Raw genomic sequence first — 25,497 nt, 5'->3', positions numbered from 1 at the left:
TTAGGCAAGCATTACACAAGATAAGGCCTTATGGCCGTTTCAGCGCCAGAATATTATGCATCCTCTACTTTTTTGAGGAGGAACTGCAAATGTCCAACGTTAAAACATTATTCATCACTGGCGTCAGCAGCGGATTTGGCCGCGCGCTGGCGCAGGTTGCGCTAAATCGTGGCTATCGCGTGGTCGGTACGGTGCGCAATGCTACGGCAAAAGCCGAGTTTGAAAATTTGCATACGGAAAATGCCTTCGCCTATGAATTGGATGTTACCCATTTCGCCGCCATTGAGGCGGTAATTGCCGATGTTGAAACCCGCGTTGGCCCAATTGATGTGCTGGTGAACAACGCCGGTTACGGTCACGAAGGCGTGATGGAGGAATCATCACTGGACGAGATGCGCCGCCAGTTTGACGTCAACGTGTTTGGCGCGGTGGCGATGGTTAAAGCGCTGCTGCCCTTTATGCGCCAGCGCCGTCAGGGCCACATTCTCAACATCACCTCGATGGGCGGTTTTATCACCCTGCCTGGCATCAGCTATTACTGCGGCAGCAAGTTTGCGCTGGAAGGGATTTCGGAAACCCTGAGCAAAGAACTGGCGCCGTTCAATATTCATGTGACCGCCGTCGCACCCGGATCGTTTCGCACCGATTGGGCCGGGCGTTCGATGGTGCGCAGCGCACGCAGCATCGCCGATTATGATGCGTTGTTCGATCCGATTCGACAGGCGCGTGAAGAGAAGAGTGGCAAACAGTTGGGCGATCCGTTTATAGCCGCCAGCGCGATGCTCGATGTGATCGAAAGCAGCAATCAACCCGCGCATCTGTTGCTGGGCAGCGATGCTTTGGCATTGGTGCGGCAGAAGATGGAATCATTTAGCGCCGAGATTGATCGCTGGGAAGCACTGACGCGATCGACGGATGGCTGATGGAATAATTGCGGTGATATTCAGGTGCGCATGAATGCGCACCCTATAAAATCTCGCCACGCTGACATTCATGGCGACCGGTTTACCCTCAACTAACAGGCATTATTGCAGCACTTCCAACCCCTTTCGCTCGATAAGATTGAGCAATCGCAGTGCTGCTCCGTTAGGTTTTTTCTCTTCTCGTTCCCACTTCACTACCGTCCCCACTGACATGCCGACGTAGGCGGCCAGCATCGCCTGGCTCAGATTATAACGTTGACGTAACTGATTTATTTCATCTCCCGACATCATGTGCAGGACAGGTAGCGAAGCGCGCAATTCACGCAATCTCACACGAGAATCAATTTTTTCTTTTAGCTCATCGGTGACCACACCAATTTCATTAAAATCCCTGGCGATCTCTTGTAGATCTTTCAGATGATTAACCATCACATTTTACCTCACGCATCTTGCCAGTATTGATGGCTACTTTTGCTTGTTCTGATGTCATTTCAAACAGTTGTTTGGCCACTTCCTTGTAGAGAGCGAGATCAGATTCAGATATCTCTAGACCACTACTTTTGAATGCGCTTCTTGTAAACTCCCCCGCCGAAACTGGCTTCATAAATCCCTGCCATGACTTCCAGCGCCGCTTTGCATAATTTTGCACTATCGATAGCGTCACCTTTGGTGTTTCTATCGAATGGCTTTAAGACATAAATTGCCATGTGTTCCCTCCGTTCTTAATGAGGACTCTTCTTGTCCTGGCATGAAAACCTATTGTACTAAGTGCAATACATATACTCAAGAACAGCCTTCATCACTGAGCATTGTATGAAATACACTCAACCTCCCTGACCTGTTCATTAAGTGATTGTTAATAATAAATTAGCACTTCTGGCCAAATGACTACGAAACTGATTCGCCATATTCCTGTACATATTAATTAAACTTGTATAAGTTTGATGGCTAAAGTTATACGTCAACCTTGAGGATGGAACCATGCGTCAGGATCGTAACTTTTCCACAGCGTCGGAAGCTATTGCACGCTACTTCAAAGAAGCCTCATTGCCTTCGCAGCAGGAAACGCTGGGGCAGATTGTGGTCGAGATCTTGCGTTCAGGCCGAACGTTAAGCCGTAAAACGCTATGCACCAAGCTGCTGTGCCGTATGGAGCAAGCACGCGGTACTGAAGCGGAAATTCACTATCAGCAATTAATCGGCCTGATGTTTTCCGTAGAACGAGAAACCTAAATCAGGCGCCGCTGGCCTGAGAATTAACCAAGTGGTTTCCGCCTCATTCAGCTACTGGTTAGACTGAATCCACTTCGTTATTTGCCGCAGGTCTGCCGCGGTAATCAGAGAGAATATATGTACAGAAGTGATGAAGAACGGCTCACCGACATCATCATGGGCGATGCGATTTTACAGTTGCTGAAAAAATCCGGCCCGGTTTCTACTCGCGCGCTGCTTGATAAATTGCGCGTGATGGCTTCGATTGAACGCGATCCGCCGCGCCAGCAAGCGCTGAGCCGTGCGATGTCGGAAGTGATGAATCATATCGAAACCCCGCAGCAGAGCGGAATTGCGATCAAAAACACCGATAACGTGACGCATATTTTCCGCAATCGTGACGGTTCAGGTAATGGAACCAAACACTAAACGTTGGGCGAATGCTGATTGATCCGCGTTCGCCCTTTTGTTTTTCAATGTAAACACATCACGCTTATTTCTTCGCGCGCCACACTGGACCGGAAAAATCGCCTTTCGCCGAGAGCAGCCTGCTGACTCAGCTTATTCCTGAAATGCAGATGGATGCATTGCAAGATCGGATATTGGTGAAGCGTTATCCTAATAAACCTACATCAACTCAATACCCAAACGCTTGAGCAGCGTGGCCCAAAGCAGAAATAGCAAGATGGTGAGCACGCAACTCGCGAACAACGTCGGCCAGAATCCGAGGCGTTGATAGAGAAATGGAAAGGCGACAAACATCGGCAAGGTTGGCACCACATACCAGAAGGTGTACCACGCGTGACTGGCAATTTTGGCCTGACTTTGGCCTTCCAGCTTCATCCAGATCAGCACCAGCACCGTCACCAAAGGCAGTGCGGCAATCAGCCCGCCAAGGCGATCGCTACGCTTAGCCACTTCAGATATCAGCACCACCATGCCAGCGGTTATGGCGTATTTGGCGATGAGCCAGAGCATCCGATTATCCTTCCTGCTTCAGGCGATTAATGCCGAATCGCACATCCGCACTGCGACATTTCGCCCGGCACATGTTTGCCGTGATGCGAATGGCGCACCTGCAATTCGCCCTGCTGCCAGGCGTTACTGGCGTCGGCACGGTTTTCCAGCAAACGATTCAGCGCTTCGGCCACCAGTAAATCCCGTCGCTGCGCCCAACTGGTGAGATGCCAGGTTGACGCGCGCGCCTCATCGACATCATCAAAACCCACCACCGCAACATGTGCGCCTTGCGCGAAGTCGCGCACCGCCTGTAACGCGCCGAACGCCAGCACATCGCTTTCGCAAAACAGCGCATTGATGCGCTCGGCAGCGCGCGTTTTCTTCAAGTACGCCATCATTGCCTGATAAGCCAGTTCGCGATCGTTGCCACCGGCAGAGAGCTCGATATTCAGTTCTTTCTGTTCAGCTTGCAGGCTAGCGACAAAACCGTCCATCTGGCGCGCCGGCGCGCTATTTTCCTGACTGTGCATAAAGCCGAAACGTTGATGACCTTGCGACAGCAGCAGCAATCCCATCTCTTCGCCTGCGTCATAACCATCCGCAATCACAACGTTAGCATCCGCGCTGGCGCTGTGGCTGAGATGAACCGTTGCCGTCTGCGGCAGAATCTCGGCCGACACACTCAGTTCATCGCTAAACAGCGAAGTCAGAAAAACCAAGCCGCCGACAGGAAGTTGCGCCGCATTACGCAGCGCGCTTTGAAAACTTTCGCGGGAATTCGCATTCAGCAGCAGCGTAATAAAACCACGCTCATTCAACTGGCGCGTGACTTCATTAAGCAGCTTTACGGTGTTGGGATTGATGAACTCATCGCTGACAATGCCGACGATATTAGAATTAACGGCCATGAAATGACTCTCCTGCAACTTAGCGTGCGGTAATTATTTGTAGGTAACAAAGTTAAGCATTCCACGTTACCCGAATAATCCGCGAGCGCCAATCACTGGTAGCGCTGAGCACGCAATGCGCCATGATAAATTCTCATTCGCTAAAGTTATTAGACCTAAGTGAGAAACAGAAGGATAAACATGAACGCATTGACTATGCGTATTGCCAGGCCTGCAACTAACCTGACTGAAAGTCGCGATATGTATTGCTGCGGCTTAGGTTTAAATGAGATTGGATCGTTTGAAGATCATGCTGGATTTAACGGCGTTATGCTGGGATATCCCGGCTTGCCGTGGCATCTGGAATTCACCCATTGCAGTGAGCATCCGATTAAACCGTGTCCATCTGAAGAGGATTTGATGGTGATTTATCTACCAGACCACGATGAATGGCAGCAAACCTGCCATAAGATGATTGCGGCTGGCTTTGCCCGCGTCACGTCATATAATCCTTATTGGGAGCAGCAAGGCCAGACGTTTCAGGACCATGATGGATACCAGACGGTGATTCAATGCCAACAATGGGCTCAATCATAATCCTCTTTTCCAGGTGCGTATAAATGTGCACCCTGCGAAAACCTCGGCTGCAGGGTCGCCATTCATGAATGGCGACCATCCCAAGAGCGTGCAAAATCACGTTTGCTCTCCACTACGCCTCCAGCAAAATCGCGAATCCACCATAGATCATACGCTTACCATCGAACGGCATATTCTCGCCCATCTCTTTCATACGCGGATCGGACATCATTTTGGCATTGGCGGCGTCACGTACTTCCTGCGATGGGTATTCGATCCAGCTGAACACCACCGTTTCGCCCTCTTCGGCTTTTACCGCGCGATAAAAATCGGTCTGCGCGCCTTCGGGAACATCGTCTGCCCAGCACTCGACAACACGCGTGGCGCCAAACTCTTTAAACAGCGGTGCGGCTTTAGCCGCCATGGCACGATAATCCTCCTTATTAGCCTCCGGCACCGCTACAACAAAACCATCTACATACGACATAGCTCGTTACTCCGTCGTCATTTGCGCGGTCAGTAATAACCGCGCATTAATTGTATAAATGATGTGCAAGCTGAGCCGAAACAGAGATGAAAATTTGCGCGCTTACTCGCAGATTCTGCGCGCGCCAGACGATTTACGTTACACTGACGCCTTTGATCGTTACGTCACCGAGAAATCTATGCGCATCACCATTGAACCGGCCGATCAGCCGTTTATTCACCGTTTGTTGGGTGAAGAGATTGAGAGTATTGACACTGCATCCACCGATGCCACCTTATTACAGCAGGCGCTGCACAGCGCACGACAGCAGAAGAATCACGAAGCCGACCTCGACTGGCGCCGCAATGCGCTGTTTCTGCTACTGTTTGTATTTTTATATGCCGCACTCGGTGCGTCGTTAACGCTGGATCTCACGCCGCAGGCATCGAGCCATAAAAGCCTCGCTTACGCGCTGGAAGCGGTGCCGGTACTGATTGCTTTTTCTGGTTTATTCATCTCGCTGCTGTACGTATTTCTGACTCGCAGCGGCGCTCGACGCTTGCGTAACTGGGAACAGGGAATTTTTGTGCTGGAGAAATACAGCGGCGTGAATTTCAGTCGGCAAATTAATGAAATGGGATCACGCACCACGAATTATTCGCAATCGGCAATTAACGTTGCGCTGGCGCTGTTTATTTGTGTGACCTGGGTGGTGATGTATAACTATTTCACGTTCACCACCAGCGGCGTGATTGGCAGCGTGATTTCACTGTTCATCACCACCATGACCTACGTGATTCTGGATATTCAGCTGCTGAAATCTAATTCATCCATCGCTATTGATGAACCGCTGATTCCAGTTGAAGAAGAAAAAGAGAAGCCATAAGGATCTCAATGTGCGACATCCCTGTCGCACATATTTCGCTAGAGTTCTTCGCCGTTGCTGGCGATGACCCGGCGATACCAGTCAAAACTCTTCTTCTTCGAGCGGGAAAAATCACCGCTACCATCATCGTTTTTATTTACGTAAATAAAACCATAGCGCTTGCTGTATTGGCCGGTGGTGAAAGACACGCAGTCAATACATCCCCAAGGGGTATATCCCATAAGATCGACGCCATCTTCGGTCACAGCTTTCTTCATCTGTTCAATATGCGCCCGCAGATAATCGATGCGGTAGTCATCATTGATCTCGCCCTTTTCAGCCATTTTGTCGATGGCACCAAAACCGTTTTCCACCACGAACAGCGGCTTTTCGTAACGCTCATAAAGAATATTTAGAACATAACGCAGCCCAACCGGATCGATCTGCCAGCCCCAATCTGAGGCTTTAACGTGCGGGTTCGGTACGCTGCCCTCGAAGCCTGAAAGCGCCGTCCCGCTGCCGGCATTTTCTTTACTGACCGCATTACTCATGTAATAGCTCAGCCCGATATAATCGGCACAGCCTTCCCGCAGAATCTGCGCATCATCGGGCTCCATTGCAATATGGTATCCCTTGCGTTGCCATTCATTGAGAATATAAGCCGGATAATGACCGCGCATGTGCACGTCACTGAACAGGAATCGCTCCCGCATCGCTTCCTGGGCATACATCACGTCATCCGGATGACAGGAAAACGGATAGAGCGGCACCATGGCGATCATGCAACCAATTTGTAGTGCAGGATTAATTTCATGTCCCAACTTCACCACTTGAGCACTTGCCACAAATTGATGGTGCAGAACCTGATACATGCACTCTTCAGGATTAGGCTCGTGGGTGAAAATAACGCCCGAGCAGCAATAACCAAACAGCGGGGTTTTCCAGTTGCGCTGATTATTAATTTCGTTGAAGGTCATCCAGTATTTTACTTTGTGCTGGAAGCGTTCAATAACCACCGCGCTGAAGCGGACAAAAAAGTCCAAAACCTTTCTGCTTTTCCAGCCGCCATATTCGGTGACCAGGAAGTTTGGCATCTCAAAATGGGACAGCGTAATTACCGGTTCAATCCCGTATTTCAGCAGCTCATCGAATAGCGCATCGTAAAAACGCAACCCCTCTTCGTTCGGCTCGGCTTCATCGCCGCGTGGAAAAATACGCGACCAGGCAATTGAGGTGCGGAAGCAGCGGAAGCCCATTTCTGCCAACAGCGCGATATCCTCAGGATAGCGATGGTAAAAGTCTGATGCCTCGTGATTGGCATAAAAGCAGTCATCCTGAATGTCGGCGGTGATGACGCGATCAACACCGTGCGCCCCGCTGGTCAGGACATCGACTATGCTCGGGCCTTTACCGCCTTTATCCCAGGCTCCCTCGACCTGATGAGCGGCAACAGCGCCGCCCCACATGAAATTTTCTGGAAATGGCTTATTCATAATCTGTATCTCTATTTATCAGAGGGTGCCAGGCTGCAGCACAGAGCGAACGTCAGGTTGGCTGTTTTCTTTGAATCCCGCGACCCAGGAGAAAACCATGCCCAATATGAAGGCGACGAATATGGATACCAGGAAGCCGAGGAACTGCGTCATGTGCCCCTCTTTAAAGAACACCGGCAGGACGGCAATGCCGGGAATGCAGTAACTCCATGAAACCGCGTTGAAAGCCCCGGCGATCATGCCGCCGGCAGCGCCCGCCAGGCAGCCACAAATCATCGGTCGTTTAAGACGCAGAGCCACACCGTAAATGGCGGGTTCAGTGATGCCGAACAGCGCCGTTACACCCGCAGAAAGCGCCATGCGCTTAAGCTCAGCGTCTTTCGCCTTCAGGTATACGCCCAGCACCGCGCCCGCCATACCAAATACCGCGGAGGCTTGCAGTCCGGTAAAGGTGTCGTAGCCCAGGGTGGCATAGTTACCGACGGTCACTGGCGTGATGCCCCAATGCACGCCCAAGGTAACCAGTGGCATCCACAAGGCACCAACCACAAATCCGGCAATGGCAGGGCTGAGATGATAAAGGGTGTTATAGACGCCACCGATGGCGCCGCCGATCATATTACCGATCGGACCGAATGCCAGAAGCGTGAACGGAACCATGATGGCGAGGCAGAACATGGGCGTGAACAGGTTGCGTATCACCATCGGAAGCAGGCGCTCGAAGAAACGCTGTACATACGACATGCCCCACACCATCAAAATAATGGGGATTACCGACGAGGTGTAACTCAAATACTCTACCGGCAGCCCCATAAAGGTTAGCGGCGCGGCATCAAGCGGAATGCCAACGATCTGCACCATTACCTTTGAAATCTCGGGATTTTCGACCGCGCTCTTCATCAAAGCCTGCACTGCGGGATCGGCTGAGTTGGCGGTAAGGATTTTGTTGGCCGTCAACATATTAAGGTAATCCGGCGACACCAGCGCGCAGGCGGAGATAACCGCTGTGAACGGATTGACATTGAATTTTTTGGCGGCGGTAAACGCCACCATCACGGGCAGGAAGGTGAAACCGGTCCAAGAAACGAAGTTAAGGATGCGATAAGTGCCGCTTGCCGGATCCATCAGGTCGATGGCGGTCAGCAGCGAAATGATGCCCTGCAGCACACCGCAGGCTGCCAGTGGATAGAGAAAAGGCGCAAAGATACTGGAGATGATATCCATAATGCGGCTAACCATACCGACACTAGGCGGTGGTACCGCTGTACTTTCGTCGAAAGTGAGTAGATTCTGCACTTCGCGGTAAGCATCACCAACGTGATTGCCAATCACCACCTGCATCTGGCCGCTGGCCTGCATCGCGGTGATAACGCCTTTTACCCGCTTTAGTGATTCAACCTCGACCAGAGAATAATCTTTCAGCACAAACCTCAGACGTGTAGCGCAATGTGTCACACTTATCACATTATTATCGCTACCTATCAGTCTAACGATCTCTTTCGCAGAATCCGCATAATCTATTGCCATGGTTTTCTTCCATTGCCAGAGGGAATTCAGTCCGTCAGGAGCGAACTAATTCCGGCAATGTTAGAAAATCATTCCGGCAATGTCACGAGGTCACAATATGTTATAACGGGTCGCTAATTACAAAAATGTCACACCGCGTGACATATCGCTGACATTATTCACCACCAGTTTTCTGCCTATCGATTCAAGAATAAAAATGACCGGAACCTGAGTGGTAATATCGTATTCGCTTTCAATCAAAATGCGAGAAACATGGTAAGGAACAATAAAGTCAGAAAGTTTTGCCAGTGTTGAATCCGGGTTGCAGGTAATAGAAATCACTTTGCACTTGTGAATAACAAACTGCCTGGCAAGCTTCAATATTTCGGGAGTTTCGCCAGAGACAGAAAGCACGATAGCCACTGAACTCTGCACCATATCGGTACTCACCGGATAATAGGGATCATCAATGTGATTACTGAACTTGCCTACATTAGAGAAGAAACGCGCACCATACCTGCCAAGCGTGCCAGAGCTGCCTGCGCCAGCAAAGAACACCCGTTCGGCATCACGAATGTATTGAGCCGCCTGATTGATCATCTCATTAAATTCATCGTTTCTGATGCTTTTAAAAAAGGTCAATATTTCCTCAGCTCCATGAGGAATCAGTAATGTGTTATTTTTGTTCAGGTGCAACTTCATACTGGCTTTGAGTTCTGAGTAACCTTTGAAGTCCATTTTTTTACAGAATCTCAGAACAGTCGCGGTAGATACGCCACAATTATCAGCTAGCTCTCTTATCGTCATATAAATAACGGCATTGATGTTTTTAATAATGTAATTATGCACGCTGCTTTCGAGGGCATTTAAGGTTGATAGTTTTCTGGCGTTAAACATCTATTCAAACATCCTGACGATTCAATTATGACGCTTATCATGTCACAAACCGTGACATCTGAGGGATGTTTAACGAGTAAACCCGCGCGGCAAACCAAAAGAAATTGTATTAATTGTGATAGCTCGCACAATTTGGATCAAGCATGGCGGAATGCATATTAGTTTTCCAGCGCAGCAAAGATCGCCGCTTCCATTTTTTCCGGTTTGGTGATCGGTGCAAATCGCTTGATCGGTTTGCCGTCGCGCCCGATCAGAAACTTAGTAAAGTTCCATTTGATCCGCCCGCCCAACACACCGGGTAATTCGGCTTTCAGGTAGCGAAATACGGGGTGCGTTGCGGCGCCGTTAACCTCGACTTTCTCGAACATCGGGAAGCTCACACCGTAGTTGATGAGGCAGGTCTGCGCGATATCATCGGCTCCGCCAGGTTCCTGCTTGCCAAACTGATTGCAGGGGAAACCCAATATCATCAGCCCATTGTCCGCGTACTTCTTGTAGAGCGCTTCAAGGCCTGCATATTGAGGAGTAAATCCACAATGGCTAGCGGTATTCACCACCAGAACCAGCTTCCCGGCGTAATCGGCCATAGATATGGGCTGGCCTTGCAAGCTGATGGCATTAAGTTGATGAAAGGTGGTCATGTATTAATCCTCAGAGCAGAATCAGTTCGGCATTAAAGACGGTGCTTTAATCAGCGGCCTTTGCGCCTTATTCTATGATTAAAGCGCCTGCGATTCATGTTAGACGTGATGTGTGAAACGTCATGACTACCGCACCAAGAAGTAATAAACCACTCAAGCCGAAAGCACTTTGCCAACCCAGACTGTCGAAAATCAACCCCCCAACGGTTGATCCAAGCGCAATGGAGAGTTGGATGACAGCAACCATCAGACCACCACCTGCCTCTGCATCTTCGGGTAGCGTCCGCGCGAGCCATGTCCACCATCCGGTTGGCGCGGCTGTCGCAAGCATTCCCCACAGGCTCAGCAAAACGGCAACAATCCACATGCTGTGGCCAAACAAAAGTAACGTACCGGCAATCGCTGACATAAGCAGTGGTATCAAGATTAATGTCGAATAAAACCTTGAGTTCAGGAAGGTCGAAACAAACGTTGTGCCGATAAAACCTGCTGCGCCTATAGCAAGTAAAATCCAGGACAGGCCAGGCGCGCTCACTCTGGTCACGTTCTCCAGAAACGGTCGCACGTAGGTAAATAAGGAAAACTGCCCCATAAAGAAGAGTCCGCAAGCCAACAGCCCCATTGATACGATAGAGGCTCTGAACAGACCAAGCACCGATCCCTGTGGCTTGCGCGCATTATCGCTTTCCATCGAAGGCAGGCTGAGGCATTGCCAGATGAACGCAACTATCGCAAGCGGTACCAGACATAAAAAGGCACCCCGCCATCCGACAGTCGCCCCCAGGTAGCTACCCAGCGGTGCCGCCACAACGGTGGCCAGCGCGTTCCCGCCGTTAAAAGTCGCCAGCGCGCGGGTAACCTTGTGCTGCGGTACCAGCCGAATGGCTGTTGCGGCCGACATTGACCAGAATCCACCGATGACGATTCCAATCAGCGCTCTCCCGAGCATATAAACCGAATAACTGGCCGCCAGCGCGACAATGATTCCGGACACCGCCATTAAAATCGTCAGTCCCAGCAGAAGATATTTACGATTCAGATCCCCGGCAATGCGGGAGATTGTCAGGCTGGTAATGACCGCCAGCGCGCCAGAAATGGCTATTCCCTGTCCTGCCTGCCCTTCCGTGACGTGCAAGTCGCGGGCAATAGGGGTTAGCAGACTAACCGGCATAAATTCAGAAGCGATCAACACAAAAACGCAGAGCGTCATGGCAATTACGCCGCCCCAATACGACTGGGTTTTATGGTGAGAGGGTTTAATATTTACTGTGGACATTATCAACATCTCTTAATTCGATCCGACCTGATTCAGGCGAAGCAGGGAGATGCGTTTTTCAGGGAATAACATCATCATTTCACGGCGTCACATCAGGCAAGTTAATGCCACCCGTGCAATATGGGTGGCATGGTAAATGCAAATTATTTCAGAAAGTTACCTTAAATTTGATTTGAAAAATTGTTCAAACTTAGCAAACGGGATCTTTCCAGCCACGTTGTCATATAAGTCCACATGATTTGCCCCGGGAATAATCACCAGCTCTTTCTTTTTACTCCCGATCGCCTTAAAAGCGTCTTCAGCAAAATAACGTGAATGGGCTTTTTCACCGGTCACAACAAGCGCAGGGATAGTGATTTCATTTGCATAACTCAGCAGCGGCATATTCATAAATGACAGTGGCATTGTTGCATTCCATGCGCCGGTTGAGTTGACCGAACGCGCATGGAAACCGCGTGGCATGCGGTAATAATCAAAGAATTCTTTCAAGACTGGATTTGGATTAGCGGGTAACGTTTCCGGCAGAATACGCTCAGAAGCGCTGACTTTACCTTTTTCGTCAACATCAATGTCGTGACCACCGGGCGCGAAAGTGCCGTTTTCCGCATCCTTCCAGCGCTGCGCGTTCAGATACTGCAACACAGCACGACGATCGGCGCTGGTGTAACGATCTTTGCCATCGCCTACGCCGTGGCCCATCGCGCGGCTCATGTCATACATCACGCTGGTTGCTACTGCTTTAACGCGTGTATCCATCGCAGCGTCGTTTAATGCCATGCCGCCCAGACCGCAAATACCGAGCAGCCCGATATGGTCGCGGTCCACCTCATTTTGCAGACCTAAGAAATCAATTGCCGCGCTGAAATCCTCAGTATTGATATCCGGAGACGCCACATTACGCGGGTAGCCGCCACTTTCGCCCGTATATGAAGGGTCAAACGCGAGGGTGACAAATCCCTTTTCAGCCAGCGTTTGCGCGTACAGGCCGCTGGATTGTTCTTTGACTGCACCGAAGGGCCCGCTGATGGCAATGGCTGCCAGCTTGCGCTCGCCGCGATCCTTTGGAAGATAGAGATCCCCAACTAAAGTGATTCCATAGCGGTTCTGAAAGGTAACCTTACGGTGATCAACTTTCGTACTTTCAGCAAAGGTTTTATCCCAATTTTTGACCAGCGAAATAGGTGCGTTCGGATTGCTGGTATCAGCATAACTCATCGTTGTAACTCCACTTAATGATGCGCATAGCAGCATTGCAGGTAACACTGCTGTCAATTTTTTAGTGAAAACAGTCATTAAAATCCTCCTGAATAAACATCAAAGAGGCAGGTTTCATACCGACAACGCTGCTGTGCTTTGTTGCAATGTGCACATTCTAGTTAGCAGCATGTGTTCTGATTAGAGGGGAATTTTTGCTAAGATTGATATCAAATTGTTCCAAATAACGATGTAGTCATAAGGGCGGGATGATGGCAAAACGGGAAAACTACAACGATCTCTACCTGTTCATGCTGGTGGTGCGCGAGGGGAGTTTTACCGCTGCGGCGAAACGCCTTGGCCTGGCACAATCAGGTATCAGTCGTTCAGTGCGTGAACTTGAAGAAAGACTGGGCGTTCAACTCATTGTTCGCACCACGCGCAGATTATCGCTCACCCATGCCGGTGAGCAGCTTTATCTAACCGTTGAGTCAGGATTCGATGCTTTAGATATGGGGCTCGCTACGCTGGCCCACTATCGCCAGACCCCATCTGGTACGGTGCGTATCAATGCCAGCCAGCACGCGATAGATAAGGTACTCCTGCCGAAACTTGCGGTATTCAAACAACGCTATCCCGATATCAGACTGGAGCTCATCAGCGAAAGCCGGTTTGTGGATATCATTGCGGAGAGATTCGATGCGGGTGTACGTCTGGGGCCGGAGGTTGGCAGCGGCATGATCGCTGTACGCATTTCGCCCGACATGGAGATGGCCGTTGTCGGTACGCCAGAACACTTTCGTCGCTACGGCTTTCCGCAGATCCCCGCAGATTTGGCCGTTCATCCCTGCATCGCTTATCAGTTAGGCGATGGCAGCCTTTATGCCTGGGAACTTCATCATGATGGCAAAAAAATCACCCATCGACCGCAAGGGCAATGGGTTTTTGCTGACAGCTATATGGAAGCGAAAGCCGCTACTCTCGGGCTCGGGCTGGCTTATGTCCCGGAAGAGCTGGTTTCTGAGGATCTGGAACAAGGAAAGCTGATCAGGGTTCTGCAACGGCACAGCCAACGTCTGGAAGCGTCATTTCTCTATTATCCGCATCGCAATGTGTCACCCGCTTTGCGCGCGGTTATTGATACATTGAGAATTTAAAAGGTTTTCAATGGAAAATATGTATACCTGCCAATATCATCATCTCTCTCATTCGCCCGCTGTTAATTAAGCCTGAAGTAAATAAAGGCTTCTTAGCAACCTGAAACTTTAATCAGCATTGGCACTCTCCCTCCCGACGTTTTCTGGAAATCGATTAAACACCAGCAAATACACGTATTTTTGCTGTTTGGCCGTGCATAATTTGACATGTTGGGAAGCGTCGCAAAAAGCAGATTTTGCTCTGGTATCAACAGTCTGAATAATCAAGATGAATTCAGAGCTTATCTGAAAAACCATAGCCTTACATAACCCAAATACTCTTTTATCCTCTCAATAACGAGGACATTTAAATTAATTCTGTTAATTTTTTGCACTCGCCAGCAGGGGGAAGAATGAAGATTATCGTCGGTGGAAACGGCTACCCGGAAAAGAGAAACATCATTACAGACCCTGCAAATCGCTATCTGGATTACCGTCCCAGAAATATCTGGACCTGGATCAACGTTATAAGGCGGCGCTTATTGCATAAAAATAAACTCTTTATTTTTCGACCGCTGCCCCTGATGTCTTCAGGTGATGCGGACATTATCCACCTTTTTAACGAAGTTTCTTCGGGACCAGGCGACTGGGTAGCGACCTTTGAAACCGAACTGCCCCGTGTTCTTCCCGTTGAGGGAATACCCAAATTTGCCAACCCCGAGCTGGCGCGGGAACTCCGGTACGTCTGCTCTCCGCGCTGTAAAGGTATCATCGCTATCTCAGAAGCCACACGACAGATCCAACTGCGGCTGCTGGAACATTTTCCCAGGGAGCAGGCTATCATCGCGCCCAAACTGCACGTACTGCATCCCCCGCAGCCGGTACTGCAGGAAAAAATTGCTACGGTTGAAAAAGGTCCGCTGAATTTTACCTTCGTGGGCAAGGAGTTCTATCGCAAAGGAGGGGCAGAAGTTGTGCTAGCCTTTAGCCAGTTATTGAGGGAAAACCTGATAAGTGTGAACGACGTACGCGTAAATCTGGTTGGTGATCCTGGCAGAACGCATAACGTGGCTCACCAGGCGTTCCAGGATGATGACGCATTTAGAAGAAGCGTGGAGGACACACTTCGTGAATGCCCCCTATTCCAGCACCATACATCGCTGACCAACGACGCGGTATTGGCGTTGATTAAGACCTCTGATGTCGGGCTGCTGCCCACATGGCAGGAGACATACGGCTTTTCCGTTCTGGAAATGCAGGCCTGCGGCTGCCCGGTAATAACGACGAATGTCAGAGCCTTGCCGGAAATCAATCCGGAAAATGCCGGCTGGCTGATTCGCTGTCCACTGAATAGCATGTCGGAGCTGACGGTTGGATCGCTCAACGATAAAGCCGCACTGAGAAGCATCATCGTTTCTCAGTTAAAAGCCCATATTTTACATATCTTAAGCGACAGAAAAATTGTCAAAGTGCGCGCTATACAGTCAGTCGCTCGCATACGTAATGAACACGATCCTGTGGAGTTCAGAAATTACCTTAGTGCGATATACAGGGGATTTTGAGCCAGACAAATAAAGAAATTAACCGTTTTCTGTATGGGTATTATTCACATTGCTCATACGGATAACCTGCCCTTCCAACATTTCGGGCATTCTTAACTGGAAAACAGACCTTTCCGCCACTATCATCAGCTCACTTATTCACCCACTGATAACTAAGGAGGATTACTATGCCACTGTGTGAATTGTTTATTTACTCACACTTCTACAGTAATTGGCCGCGTTCAGGCATTTCCGCACTCGTGCTGCGATAATCCGTCCTGAGCGAAGTTAACTGAAAATCTAATCCCTTCCTCCGGCTTACCGGGTTGTCGTCAGCGATTTCTGACGTCGGGCCTTTTTGCGCCTGCAACTTATGAGTAAGCACATGAGCACTTTACTGTCCGCCCACGCTGTCGGTTTCGATAACGCCTTCGGCACGCTATTTCGTGATATCCATTTCAGCCTGAAAAAAGGCGATCGCATCGGTTTGCTGGGTGATAACGGCACCGGTAAAAGCACCTTATTGAAAATTCTCAGTGGTGAACTGGAAGCCAGCCACGGCAGCGTTGCGCCGGCTAATCACTGTTTACTGGCGCGCATCGAGCAGCATCTGCCAACAGAACTGCACAACGCGTCACTGCTGGATGGCGTGATGGCGCGCTTGCCGGAACAAGCCGATCGCTGGCGCGCCGAAGCGCTGCTGGGCAGCCTGGGTTTCACCGCTGAGCAACAAACGCAAATTGCCGCAACGCTAAGTGGCGGTCAGCATATGCGCCTGCTGCTGGCGCGCGCGCTGATCCTGCAACCGGATCTGCTGCTGCTTGATGAACCCAGCAATCACCTCGATTTGCCAACGCTATTGTGGCTGGAGAATTTCCTCAACGGCTGGAGCGGCAGCTTCGTGCTGGTTTCCCATGACAGCACCCTGCTCGATCGGGTGACCAACTGCAGTTGGATTCTGCGCGATCGCGGTCTGCAATTCTTCCGTCTGCCCTGCAGCGCGGCGCGTCAGGCGCTGATCGAGCAGGATGACGCTGACATGCAGCGTTATCAGGCTGAGCAGAAAGAGATCGAACGCGTAGAGAAAAGCGCTAAACGTCTGGCGATCTGGGGCCGCACTTACGATAACGAAGGTTTGTCGCGCAAAGCGCAGCAGATGGAGAAACGCGCCAATTGGTTGAAAGAAGCACAAACCACGCTGAGCGAAGGAGCGCTATGGCGGCTGCAGCTGCAAGGTGAAGCGCTGGACGCCGATCGCGTGCTGGCGTTGCCGCAAATGTCGATTCGGCCGGCCGATGACGCGCCTGCGCTGTTTTCACTACCAACGCTGCAGGTGAAAAGTGGCGATCGCGTAGCGATCGTTGGCCGCAACGGTTGCGGTAAATCGTCGCTGCTGCGCCATTTGTGGCGTGAATTTCAACAAGCAGATAGCGCGCTATTTCATCCCCGCGCGCGCCTCGGTTATTACGATCAAAGTCTGCACCAGTTGCACGATACGGAAACGCTAAGTGACGCACTGGCACATTTTGCTTCGCTCAGCGATGAGCAGCGCAAGATGGCGTTGATCGGTGCGGGTTTTCCGTATCTGCGTCACCAGCAGCTGATTGGATCACTGAGCGGCGGCGAGCGCTCGCGTTTACTCTTTGTGGGGCTGACGCTGGCGCGCTATTCACTGCTGCTGCTCGATGAACCCACTAACCATCTGGATATGGTAGGGAAAGAGGAGCTGGCGGAGGCGCTGAATCAGTTTGAGGGCGCGGTGGTGCTGGTGTCGCACGATCGTCAGTTAATCGCCAACAGCTGCAATCGTTTCTGGCTGATAGAGGACCAGCAACTCAGCCAGTGGCACGATTTTGACGCGGTGACCGAGCGCCTGCGTGCTGAGCAGGTGATAGCCATGTCTGAGGTTGTTGCACCTGCGGCGACGGAAAACGCGTTGGATGAAGATGCTTTGCTGCTGGCGTTATTAGAGGTGGAAAGCAAACTGGATGAGGATCTGGCGCGTAAGCCGAAGCATCAGAAACCCGCGTTACAAGCGCAGTGGCGTGAGGAGATTGCGAAGCTGAAAACCCAGCTCGATCTGTAAATCGGCAGTGAAACGGTCGCCATAAATGGCATAATGCCGCTCAGTTAAGCGTTGCATCAAATCACCGCACCTTCCGTAGCGGCGCGATTTATCGCGCAATAAATTGCGCCGCTACAATATGTGCTCTGGGTGATGAGAGGTTTCGTGGCTTAACTGACAAACATTACGCCATAAATGGCGACCCTACGCCCAAACAGTGACTGAGATATGCTGTAAACAACCTAGCCTCCCTTTCTATTCGGAAAACTTTAATCATTTTTCAACCAGCGCGCATTACCCAAATAAATCCGGCGAATTTTCTCCAGTTTGTTCCCTTAAGTGATTATGATTCTCGCTTCATATAAGGGACGCTTATGCTCAATATCTCAAAAAAGTGGCTATTCGCCACGCTCGCTGCTGTCATTCTCCTGCTGTTGATCTGGCATTTTGCCGGTTCACGCCATAAACCTAACGCGGTGGTCACCGCCGAAGTGCGTCAGGGAAATATCGAAAACGTGATTGCTGCCACCGGCAAAATGGATGCGGTTGAACGTGTCAACGTCGGTGCGCAGGTTTCTGGTCAGGTGAAAAAGCTCTATATCAAATCTGGCGATAGCGTCAGTAAAGGCCAGCTAATCGCCGAAATTGACGATCAACCGCAGCGCAGCGATTTGCGTAACGCGCAGGCGGCGCTGAGCGTGGCGCAGGCCGATTTGGAAACCCGCGAAGCCGCGCTGGTGCGACAGCAAGCGCAATATCAGCGCTTGCAGCAAATGATTAAAACCAATGCGATCTCGCGTCAGGATTTTGATACCGCCGAACAAGAGTGGCGCAGTGCACGCGCCGAGCTAACCGCGCAAAAAGCGCGCGTGATTCAGGCGCAGATTGAGGTGGATAAGAAGCAGCTCGATCTCGGTTATACCCGCATCATGGCGCCAATGGACGGCACGGTCATCGCCATCGTCACTAAGCAAGGTCAAACGGTGAACGCGGTACAAACCGCGCCGACCATCGCCAAGCTGGCGCAGCTCGGCACCATGACGATTAAAGTGCAGATCTCCGAAGCCGACATCAACAACGTGCAGCCAGGCCAGCAAGCGTGGTTCACCACCTTCTCCAATCCAGACAAGCGCTACAACGCCACGCTGCGCAGCCTCGAACTGGCGCCGGAATCGGTGATGAAAGATGACGCGCTGATGGGCAACAGCGAAAGCACGCCAGCCAGCAGCACCAACGCCGCAGTCTATTACAACGCGCTGCTGGATGTGCCAAACCCCGACAACGCGCTGCGCATCTCCATGACGGCGCAGGTCAACCTGCTGCGTGATTCCGCTAAAGACGCTTTGCTGGTGCCGGTGCAGGCGACGAAGAAAGACGCGGATGGCAAAACCTACGTGGAAATCCCCGATCAGGATAACCAGCCAGTGAAACGCATCATCACCACTGGCATCACTGACAGCGTTGATATTCAGGTGCTGAGCGGTTTAAAAGTCGGCGAGAAAGTGATCCTTGCTACGCAGACGGCGGGAACTGACGAGGTGTTGATGTGAATATCATCGAACTGAAAAACATCCAGCGCAGCTATGTTAACGGTTCGCAATCTCTGCATGTGCTGAAAGACATTAACCTGAGTATCGCTAGCGGCGAGCTGGTGGCGATTATCGGGCCGTCCGGTTCGGGTAAATCGACGCTGCTGAATATTCTTGGCTGCCTGGATGCGCCGGATAGCGGCGACTATTTCATTAGTGGCCAAAACACCGCCACGCTGTCGCCGGATGCGCTGGCGAAAGTCCGTCGCGAACATATCGGCTTTATTTTCCAGCGTTATCATCTGATGCCGGATCTCAGCGCCTTGAGCAACGTCGAGATTCCATCGATCTACGCCAATCTGCAGGGCAAAGCACGGCTGCAGCGCGCGGCGGATCTGCTGGCACGTTTAGGTTTGCAGGGCCGCGAACATCATAAACCGGGCGAGCTGTCCGGCGGCCAGCAGCAGCGCGTCAGTATCGCGCGCGCGCTGATTAACGGTGCCGAAATTATTCTTGCCGATGAACCGACCGGCGCGCTGGATTCGCATTCCGGCGAAGAGGTGCTGCGCATCCTACACGATCTCAATCGCGAAGGTCACACGGTGATCATCGTCACGCACGACATGAAAGTGGCGCAGCACGCCGATCGCATTATTGAGATTCAGGACGGCGAGATTTTTGCCGACAGCGGCCGCAAACAGGATGCAACCCGCGCGCAATATGTCCCCGCCGCGCCTAAAAGCCAGAGCAAGCTGCGCGGCTTGCTCGATCGCTTTCGCGAATCATTGCGCATGGCGCTGAATGCCATGAACGCGCATCGGCTGCGCACCGCGCTGACCATGACCGGGATTATTTTTGGCATCGCGGCGGTGGTCACGGTGGTGGCGCTCGGCCAGGGCGCGCGGCAAAAAACGCTGGAGAGTATTTCCGGGCTCGGCACCAACGTGGTGTCGATCTATGCCGGCGGTGATTTTGTCGAGGATGAAGCGCATCCGGTGCTGACGCTGGTGATGGCCGATGCCGACGTGATTGGGCGTCAGCAGTTTGTCGCAGCGGTCAGCCCGGAGATGATCGCCAATCAGCCGATTCGCTATCTCTCCAACGCGTCCAAAACCTCGGTGTACGGCGTCGGCAAAGCGTATTTCCAGATTCAGGGCATTAAATTGCTGGAAGGCAGCAACTTCAGCGATGAACGCCACGCGCGTCAGGAGATCATTATCGATACCAACACGCGCAACAAACTGTTTGGCGAACACGGGGAAAGCCCAATTGGCAAGATGATCGTGCTGGGTTCGGTGCCGGTGCGCGTGATTGGCGTGGCGGATAATAACGATGGCATGTCGCCCAATCGCCTCAGCGTGTGGCTGCCGTGGAGCACTGTGATGTATCGCATTAGCGGGCAAACCGCGCTAACCAGCATCAGCATTAAGCTGAAGGACGATGTGGTGAGCGGCCCGGCGGTGGAATCGCTGACGCAACTGCTAACCGCGCGTCACGGCAGCAAAGATTTCCTGGTGTTCAACCGCGACAAATACCGCAAAGCAATTGAAGATGCCGCCGCGACATTAACGCTGTTGATTCTGCTGGTCGCCTCGATTGCGCTGATGATTGGCAGCATCGGCGTGATGAATATCATGCTGGTGTCGGTAACGGAACGTACCCATGAAATCGGCGTGCGCATGGCGGTGGGCGCACGGCGCGGCGACATCATGCAGCAGTTTATGATCGAAGCAGTTTTAGTCTGTCTGGTGGGCGGATCGCTCGGCGTCGCGCTGGCGCTGGTGATTGGTCCGATTATCAGCCTGCTGGCGGGCGGCATGATCACGGCGATCTTCTCATGGCAATCAGCGGGCGCGGCCTTTGCCTGCTCCACCATCATCGGCATGATTTTTGGTTACCTGCCTGCGCGCAAAGCCGCACGCATGGATCCGGTGGCGGCATTGGCAAGCGAATAACTGAAATGCCGCTTTAACCTATTTGCACTGTTCCGTAGCGGCGCGATTTATCGCGCTCTTTTGACCTTTTTACTTGTGTAAAAACGCGCAATAAATCGCGCCGCTATGGATTTGCCGTTTTACATCAACATCGGCAAGGTCGCCGTTGCTGTCTGCTGGCTGGCCGCCTGATACCGGGCATCATGCGTCATCAACTCGTTAATCAATACTTCCACCAACATCATTGCACCCACTTTACCGCTCAGCGCGCCGGCGTTGAACGGGCCTTCCGGCCGCGCAGCCACCAGCAGCATATCGGCTAAACTGCCCATCGGGCTGCGCAGCGTGTTACTCAGCATCAGCACGCGCGCGTTTTGCTTCTTCGCCACCTTAACCACATGCATTACATCTTTGGTCGAGCCGGAAGCGGAGATGGCGATCACCAAATCGCCCTCTCTGAGCGTCGAGGCATTCATCGCCGCGCGATGCATATCACCAAACAGCTGCGCCGATTTACCTAAGCGCAACAGGCGATAGTGCAAATACTCACCGGTAATCGCGCTGGCCGCCACGCCGTAGATCTGGATGGTTTTAGCCTGATGCAGCGCTTCCACCGCGCTCTGAAGTACCTCGCGGTTAATGAATTTCCCGGTATCGCGCAGCGCCTGCACCGTTTCCTCCACCAGCATGTCGATGCTGTCACCGCTAGCGACGGCCGCGGGCTGATTGTGCTGCACATCCAGCGCCAGCGCCATTTTGAATTCGGTATAGCCTTTGCAGCCGAGATGACGACACAGCCGCGTGACGCTCGCTTCGCTGGTGTCGGTCTCGCGTGCCAGTTCAGTGATGGTGAGATACAGCACTTTCTGCGGGTCGGTGAGGATGAAATCGCCCAGCTTTTGCAGCGTCGGACTGTAGCCCGGCAAGCCCTGGCGCAGGTGCAGCATGATGTTTTCGTTGTCCGTCATGGCGGCCTCTTCTTCACGACATTAATGGCGCACAGTGTGCAGCAGATTAGGGCATAAGTGAAAGCTATCACAATAATGATGGAAATTTTCATCTTGTGAATTAGATTGTGATAATAATTTTTACCACAACATCACTTCAGGGATAAAAATTTATGTCATCACTGTTCAGCGGTGCCTCTTCAGGGGGTTGGTTTGAAAAAGCCCAGCGGTTTGGTAAGTCGTTCATGTTACCTATCGCCGTGCTACCGGCGGCCGGTTTGCTGCTGGGCATTGGCGGCGCACTCTCCAATCCCAACACCGTCAAAGCCTATCCATTCCTCGATGTCGCCTGGCTGCAAGGCGTGTTCACCATCATGGCGAGCGCCGGATCGGTGGTGTTCGCCAACCTCGCGGTGCTGTTTGCGGTTGGCGTAGCGGTAGGATTGGCCAAAAGCGACAAAGGCACCGCCGGATTGGCCTCGCTGCTGGCTTATCTGGTAATGAACGCCACCATCAATGCGCTGCTGACGCTGACCGGCGTGCTGGCGCAGGGCAACCTTAGCGCGGTGGGACAAGGCATGGCGCTCGGCATTCAGACGCTGGAAACCGGCGTATTTGGTGGCGTGGTGATCGGGCTGGTGACGGCCATGCTGCATAATCGCTACAACAAAATCGCCCTGCCGCAGTTCCTTGGCTTCTTTGGTGGCTCGCGCTTCGTGCCGATTATCAGCTCCTTGGTCGCCATTGTGGTGGGCGCGGCGATGACCATCGTCTGGCCGCATTTCCAGAAGCTGATTTTTGGCATGGGCGGATTGGTGGATGCCACCGGTTATTTCGGCACCTTTATTTACGGCTTCGTGCTGCGCATGCTCGGCCCGTTCGGCCTGCATCACATCTTCTATCTGCCGTTCTGGACCACCGCACTCGGTGGCAGCGAAGTGATCAACGGACATCTGGTGGAAGGCACGCAGCGCATCTTCTTCGCCCAGCTTGCCGATCCCCACACGCAACAATTCTACATTGGCACCGCGCGCTTTATGTCCGGGCGCTTCATCACCATGATGTTTGGCCTGATCGGCGCGTGTCTGGCGATGTACCACACCGCTAAGCCGGAAAACCGTCAACGCGTGGCCGGATTGCTGCTGTCGGCGGCGCTGACTTCTTTCCTTACCGGCATCACCGAACCGATTGAGTTCTCGTTCCTGTTTGTCGCGCCGATGCTGTATGTCATCCACGCGCTGTTTGATGGGCTGGCGTTTATGATCGCCCACATCCTGCACATCACCATCGGCCAAACCTTCTCGGGCGGCCTGATTGATTTCATTCTGTTCGGCGTATTGCAGGGCGAAGCGAAAACCCATTGGTGGTATGTTCCGCTGGTTGGCGTGCCGTGGTTCCTGCTCTATTACTTTACTTTCCGCTTGCTTATCACCCGCTTCAATTTCAAAACGCCGGGGCGCGAAGACGCCAGCGTTGAAACTGCGCCGATGGTCGCCGGAGAACGTCCACTGCAGGTGATCGCGGCTTTAGGCGGCAAGCAGAACATCGCCGAACTGGATTGCTGCGCCACCCGTCTGCGCATCACGCTGATCGACAGCAGCAAACTCGATGAAAACGCATTGAAAGCTACCGGCGCACGCGCCGTGATCCAACGTGGCAAAGGCGTGCAGGTGATTTATGGCCCGCACGTCACCATTATCAAAAATGAAGTAGAGGAGTTACTCGCGCTATGAAAGCACCGATGCTGGCCCAGATTCAGGGAAAACTGGTGGTCTCGTGTCAGGCTCTGGAAGATGAGCCGTTACACAGCCCGTTTATTATGTCGCGCATGGCGTTAGCGGCGATGGAAGGCGGTGCGGCGGCGATTCGCGCCAACAGCCTGATCGACGTGCAGCAGATTATGCAAACCGTGGATTTGCCGATTATCGCCATTATTAAGCGCGACTATCCCGGCAGCGATGTGTATATCACCGCGACGCTGCGGGAAGTGGATGAGTTGATGGTGGTGAATCCGGCGATGATTGCGCTGGATGCCACGTTACACACACGTCCCGGCGATTTGCAGCTGCCGGCGTTGGTGGCAGCGATTCGCCAACGCTATCCGCAACTGTTGCTGATGGCGGACATCGCCACGGTGGAAGAAGCGCGTCAGGCGGCGCAATTAGCTTTCGATTGTGTCGGCACCACGCTGCACGGCTACACCGCAGAAACGCAAGGCTGCTATTTGGCCGCCGATGATTGCCGCTTCCTGCGCGACGTATTGGCTGCGGTAAAGGTGCCGGTGATTGCCGAGGGGAATGTTGAAACGCCGGAAATGGCGGCGCATTGTCTGGCGCTGGGCGCGCATGCGGTGGTGGTCGGCGGCGCGATTACGCGTCCACAGCAGATAACGCGCCGCTTTGTGAATGCCATCAATTAATTTTTGAGGTGCCCATTAGGCGCCTCGCCTAAGGTTATCCACAATCCCCGTGCGTAGAGTCGCCGTTAACCTGTGGATAAAACTCGCCTCGCACCACACCGCGCCCGATGCGCGCAGGCGGTTACTTTTCGCACGATTGTGAATCTCAAACACGCTAACACACTTGATGCGTTAGCGTGTTTAGGTGAGTCAGTATCCGGCGTTAAACCGAATCTTCTTTTTCGATCACTAATACGCGCGCTTCGCCTTGCGGGTGCGCAACATGCTCGGTGCCGATGCTGGCGTAGAAAATGTCGCCGCTATTCAGCAGCACTTTCTTCACCTCGCCTGCTTCGCGGTAATGCATCTCTACCGCACCATCCAGCACCGCAAACACTTCTTCGCCATCATTGATGTGCCACTTGTAAGGTTGATTGGTCCAGTGCAGACGCACGCTGGTGCCGGCGAAGTTGGCGATGTCTAACGCTTCCCAGGCTATGGCAGGAGAGAAGTTTTTGCTGACGTAGGTTTTCATGCGATATCCGTGTGGGGGAGAACTGCGTTGATGATACACACAGCCCAGGCGTGCGGCGGGACATTTGCAGGCCATTTACGGACATTCAGATACAACAAAGCCGCCCGAAGGCGGCCTTAACACAACTGCTTGTGCAATTAACTTATTTGTATAACTCGGCAGTCATGTGTACGCGGTTGTTAGTGTTGGCTTCAGTAATTTTGTACTGAGCGCCCTGCTCTTGTGCCTGTGCTGCGATTTTCGCTTCTGCGCCATCCAGAGTAGATGACTCAACAGATATACTCTGAGCAAAGCTAGCAGCGGACATCATTGAAAGAGCAGCAACAGCGGCGATAGACAGTGTTTTGATAGTTTTCATGGTCATAATCCTTAGTGGTTTAACGAGAAGGCTGTGTGCCTTCGATGAGAATAATAGTAACTCAAGTTATCGTTTCAATATTAACCATTAGTGCGCTCACGATAACTTACGTAACTATACAGTTTCTGCGTTATATCGACAAAAAAGGCCGCCCGTAG

At 52.1% G+C, this 25,497-nt stretch carries 26 protein-coding genes; 12 read left to right on the top strand and 14 right to left on the bottom strand.

Translation table 11 applies throughout. The annotated features are described in order from the left end of the window. Positions 1-89: 89 nt before the first annotated feature. Complete coding sequence (locus tag FCN45_RS22245) at positions 90-923, top strand: oxidoreductase (protein ID WP_137387308.1); 834 nt, start codon at positions 90-92, stop codon at positions 921-923. 102 nt (positions 924-1,025) lie between these two features. On the opposite strand, the gene FCN45_RS22240 is transcribed toward FCN45_RS22245, so the two are convergent. Both FCN45_RS22240 and FCN45_RS22230 read right to left on the bottom strand, forming a co-directional pair. Further along, on the bottom strand, positions 1,026-1,352 hold the full coding sequence (locus FCN45_RS22240; RefSeq protein ID WP_137387307.1) for a DNA-binding transcriptional regulator: 327 nt from the start codon (positions 1,350-1,352) through the stop codon (positions 1,026-1,028). 125 nt (positions 1,353-1,477) lie between these two features. Beyond that, complete coding sequence (locus tag FCN45_RS22230; protein ID WP_137387305.1) at positions 1,478-1,630, bottom strand: type II toxin-antitoxin system RelE/ParE family toxin; 153 nt, start codon at positions 1,628-1,630, stop codon at positions 1,478-1,480. Positions 1,631-1,904: 274 nt separating this feature from the next. Here FCN45_RS22230 and ycgZ point away from each other — a divergent pair, with 274 nt between their 5' ends. Beyond that, the gene (gene ycgZ, locus FCN45_RS22225) at positions 1,905-2,156 is read left to right on the top strand and encodes a regulatory protein YcgZ (protein WP_137387304.1); all 252 of its coding nucleotides are present in this window, start codon (positions 1,905-1,907) and stop codon (positions 2,154-2,156) included. A gap of 117 nt (positions 2,157-2,273) precedes the next feature. Further along, on the top strand, positions 2,274-2,564 hold the full coding sequence (locus FCN45_RS22220) for a hypothetical protein (RefSeq protein ID WP_101761585.1): 291 nt from the start codon (positions 2,274-2,276) through the stop codon (positions 2,562-2,564). A 198-nt stretch (positions 2,565-2,762) separates the two neighbouring features. Here FCN45_RS22220 and FCN45_RS22210 read toward each other — a convergent pair whose 3' ends face one another. After that, positions 2,763-3,113, bottom strand: coding sequence for a DUF3147 family protein (locus tag FCN45_RS22210; RefSeq protein WP_137387303.1), 351 nt, complete (start codon positions 3,111-3,113; stop codon positions 2,763-2,765). Positions 3,114-3,139: 26 nt separating this feature from the next. After that, complete coding sequence (locus FCN45_RS22205) at positions 3,140-4,003, bottom strand: substrate-binding domain-containing protein (protein WP_137387302.1); 864 nt, start codon at positions 4,001-4,003, stop codon at positions 3,140-3,142. Between the two features lie 180 nt (positions 4,004-4,183). Here FCN45_RS22205 and FCN45_RS22200 point away from each other — a divergent pair, with 180 nt between their 5' ends. Further along, positions 4,184-4,579, top strand: coding sequence for a VOC family protein (locus FCN45_RS22200; RefSeq protein ID WP_137387301.1), 396 nt, complete (start codon positions 4,184-4,186; stop codon positions 4,577-4,579). A 112-nt stretch (positions 4,580-4,691) separates the two neighbouring features. Here the strand turns inward: FCN45_RS22200 and FCN45_RS22195 are convergent, their stop codons facing one another. Further along, on the bottom strand, positions 4,692-5,045 hold the full coding sequence (locus FCN45_RS22195; protein ID WP_101761588.1) for a DUF1428 domain-containing protein: 354 nt from the start codon (positions 5,043-5,045) through the stop codon (positions 4,692-4,694). A 178-nt stretch (positions 5,046-5,223) separates the two neighbouring features. Here FCN45_RS22195 and FCN45_RS22190 point away from each other — a divergent pair, with 178 nt between their 5' ends. After that, positions 5,224-5,910 (top strand): hypothetical protein, encoded by a 687-nt coding sequence (locus FCN45_RS22190; protein WP_137387446.1) that lies wholly within the window; start codon positions 5,224-5,226, stop codon positions 5,908-5,910. Between the two features lie 38 nt (positions 5,911-5,948). Here the strand turns inward: FCN45_RS22190 and FCN45_RS22185 are convergent, their stop codons facing one another. From FCN45_RS22185 to FCN45_RS22160, 6 genes are all read right to left on the bottom strand, one after another. Next, the gene (locus tag FCN45_RS22185) at positions 5,949-7,382 is read right to left on the bottom strand and encodes a 6-phospho-beta-glucosidase (protein ID WP_137387300.1); all 1,434 of its coding nucleotides are present in this window, start codon (positions 7,380-7,382) and stop codon (positions 5,949-5,951) included. 18 nt (positions 7,383-7,400) lie between these two features. Beyond that, positions 7,401-8,909, bottom strand: a complete 1,509-nt coding sequence (locus FCN45_RS22180; protein WP_137387299.1) for a PTS transporter subunit EIIC — start codon at positions 8,907-8,909, stop codon at positions 7,401-7,403. Between the two features lie 117 nt (positions 8,910-9,026). Continuing rightward, the gene (locus FCN45_RS22175; protein ID WP_137387298.1) at positions 9,027-9,785 is read right to left on the bottom strand and encodes a MurR/RpiR family transcriptional regulator; all 759 of its coding nucleotides are present in this window, start codon (positions 9,783-9,785) and stop codon (positions 9,027-9,029) included. A 158-nt stretch (positions 9,786-9,943) separates the two neighbouring features. Next, positions 9,944-10,426: a glutathione peroxidase gene (locus FCN45_RS22170; protein ID WP_137387297.1), complete on the bottom strand. Its 483-nt coding sequence runs from the start codon at positions 10,424-10,426 to the stop codon at positions 9,944-9,946. 94 nt (positions 10,427-10,520) lie between these two features. Beyond that, positions 10,521-11,702 (bottom strand): MFS transporter, encoded by a 1,182-nt coding sequence (locus tag FCN45_RS22165; RefSeq protein ID WP_137387296.1) that lies wholly within the window; start codon positions 11,700-11,702, stop codon positions 10,521-10,523. Positions 11,703-11,858: 156 nt separating this feature from the next. Then, the gene (locus FCN45_RS22160; protein WP_137387295.1) at positions 11,859-12,995 is read right to left on the bottom strand and encodes an alpha/beta hydrolase; all 1,137 of its coding nucleotides are present in this window, start codon (positions 12,993-12,995) and stop codon (positions 11,859-11,861) included. Positions 12,996-13,168: 173 nt separating this feature from the next. On the opposite strand from FCN45_RS22160, the gene FCN45_RS22155 reads away from it, so the two are divergent. The 5 genes from FCN45_RS22155 to FCN45_RS22135 all read left to right on the top strand — a co-directional run bounded on the left by FCN45_RS22155 (position 13,169) and on the right by FCN45_RS22135 (position 21,122). Further along, positions 13,169-14,053 (top strand): LysR family transcriptional regulator, encoded by an 885-nt coding sequence (locus FCN45_RS22155; protein ID WP_137387445.1) that lies wholly within the window; start codon positions 13,169-13,171, stop codon positions 14,051-14,053. Between the two features lie 392 nt (positions 14,054-14,445). Then, on the top strand, positions 14,446-15,594 hold the full coding sequence (locus FCN45_RS22150; RefSeq protein WP_137387294.1) for a glycosyltransferase family 4 protein: 1,149 nt from the start codon (positions 14,446-14,448) through the stop codon (positions 15,592-15,594). A gap of 364 nt (positions 15,595-15,958) precedes the next feature. Further along, positions 15,959-17,659, top strand: coding sequence for an ABC-F family ATP-binding cassette domain-containing protein (locus tag FCN45_RS22145; RefSeq protein WP_137387293.1), 1,701 nt, complete (start codon positions 15,959-15,961; stop codon positions 17,657-17,659). A gap of 353 nt (positions 17,660-18,012) precedes the next feature. Next, the gene (locus FCN45_RS22140) at positions 18,013-19,188 is read left to right on the top strand and encodes an efflux RND transporter periplasmic adaptor subunit (protein WP_137387292.1); all 1,176 of its coding nucleotides are present in this window, start codon (positions 18,013-18,015) and stop codon (positions 19,186-19,188) included. Then, complete coding sequence (locus tag FCN45_RS22135; RefSeq protein ID WP_137387291.1) at positions 19,185-21,122, top strand: MacB family efflux pump subunit; 1,938 nt, start codon at positions 19,185-19,187, stop codon at positions 21,120-21,122. Before FCN45_RS22140 ends, FCN45_RS22135 begins: the two co-directional genes overlap by 4 nt. 119 nt (positions 21,123-21,241) lie before the next feature. Here the strand turns inward: FCN45_RS22135 and FCN45_RS22130 are convergent, their stop codons facing one another. Then, positions 21,242-22,069 (bottom strand): MurR/RpiR family transcriptional regulator, encoded by an 828-nt coding sequence (locus FCN45_RS22130; RefSeq protein ID WP_137387290.1) that lies wholly within the window; start codon positions 22,067-22,069, stop codon positions 21,242-21,244. Between the two features lie 152 nt (positions 22,070-22,221). Here FCN45_RS22130 and FCN45_RS22125 point away from each other — a divergent pair, with 152 nt between their 5' ends. Continuing rightward, a complete protein-coding gene (locus FCN45_RS22125) occupies positions 22,222-23,781 on the top strand; it encodes a PTS transporter subunit EIIC (RefSeq protein WP_137387289.1) in 1,560 nt (519 codons plus the stop codon). Next, complete coding sequence (locus FCN45_RS22120) at positions 23,778-24,467, top strand: N-acetylmannosamine-6-phosphate 2-epimerase (protein ID WP_137387288.1); 690 nt, start codon at positions 23,778-23,780, stop codon at positions 24,465-24,467. Before FCN45_RS22125 ends, FCN45_RS22120 begins: the two co-directional genes overlap by 4 nt. 202 nt (positions 24,468-24,669) lie before the next feature. Here FCN45_RS22120 and FCN45_RS22115 read toward each other — a convergent pair whose 3' ends face one another. Further along, entirely contained in the window at positions 24,670-24,981 is a 312-nt protein-coding gene (locus FCN45_RS22115; protein WP_110866789.1) for a cupin domain-containing protein, read from the bottom strand. A gap of 142 nt (positions 24,982-25,123) precedes the next feature. After that, positions 25,124-25,339 carry a YdgH/BhsA/McbA-like domain containing protein gene (locus tag FCN45_RS22110; protein ID WP_110866788.1) on the bottom strand — a complete coding sequence of 72 codons (216 nt, stop codon included), beginning with the start codon at positions 25,337-25,339 and terminating at the stop codon, positions 25,124-25,126. Positions 25,340-25,497: the final 158 nt, after the last annotated feature.

It is taken from the genome of Pantoea sp. SO10 (assembly GCF_005281435.1).
In the GTDB taxonomy this organism is placed as follows: domain Bacteria; phylum Pseudomonadota; class Gammaproteobacteria; order Enterobacterales; family Enterobacteriaceae; genus Pantoea; species Pantoea leporis.
This window is presented reverse-complemented; position numbering and strand designations above follow the sequence as displayed.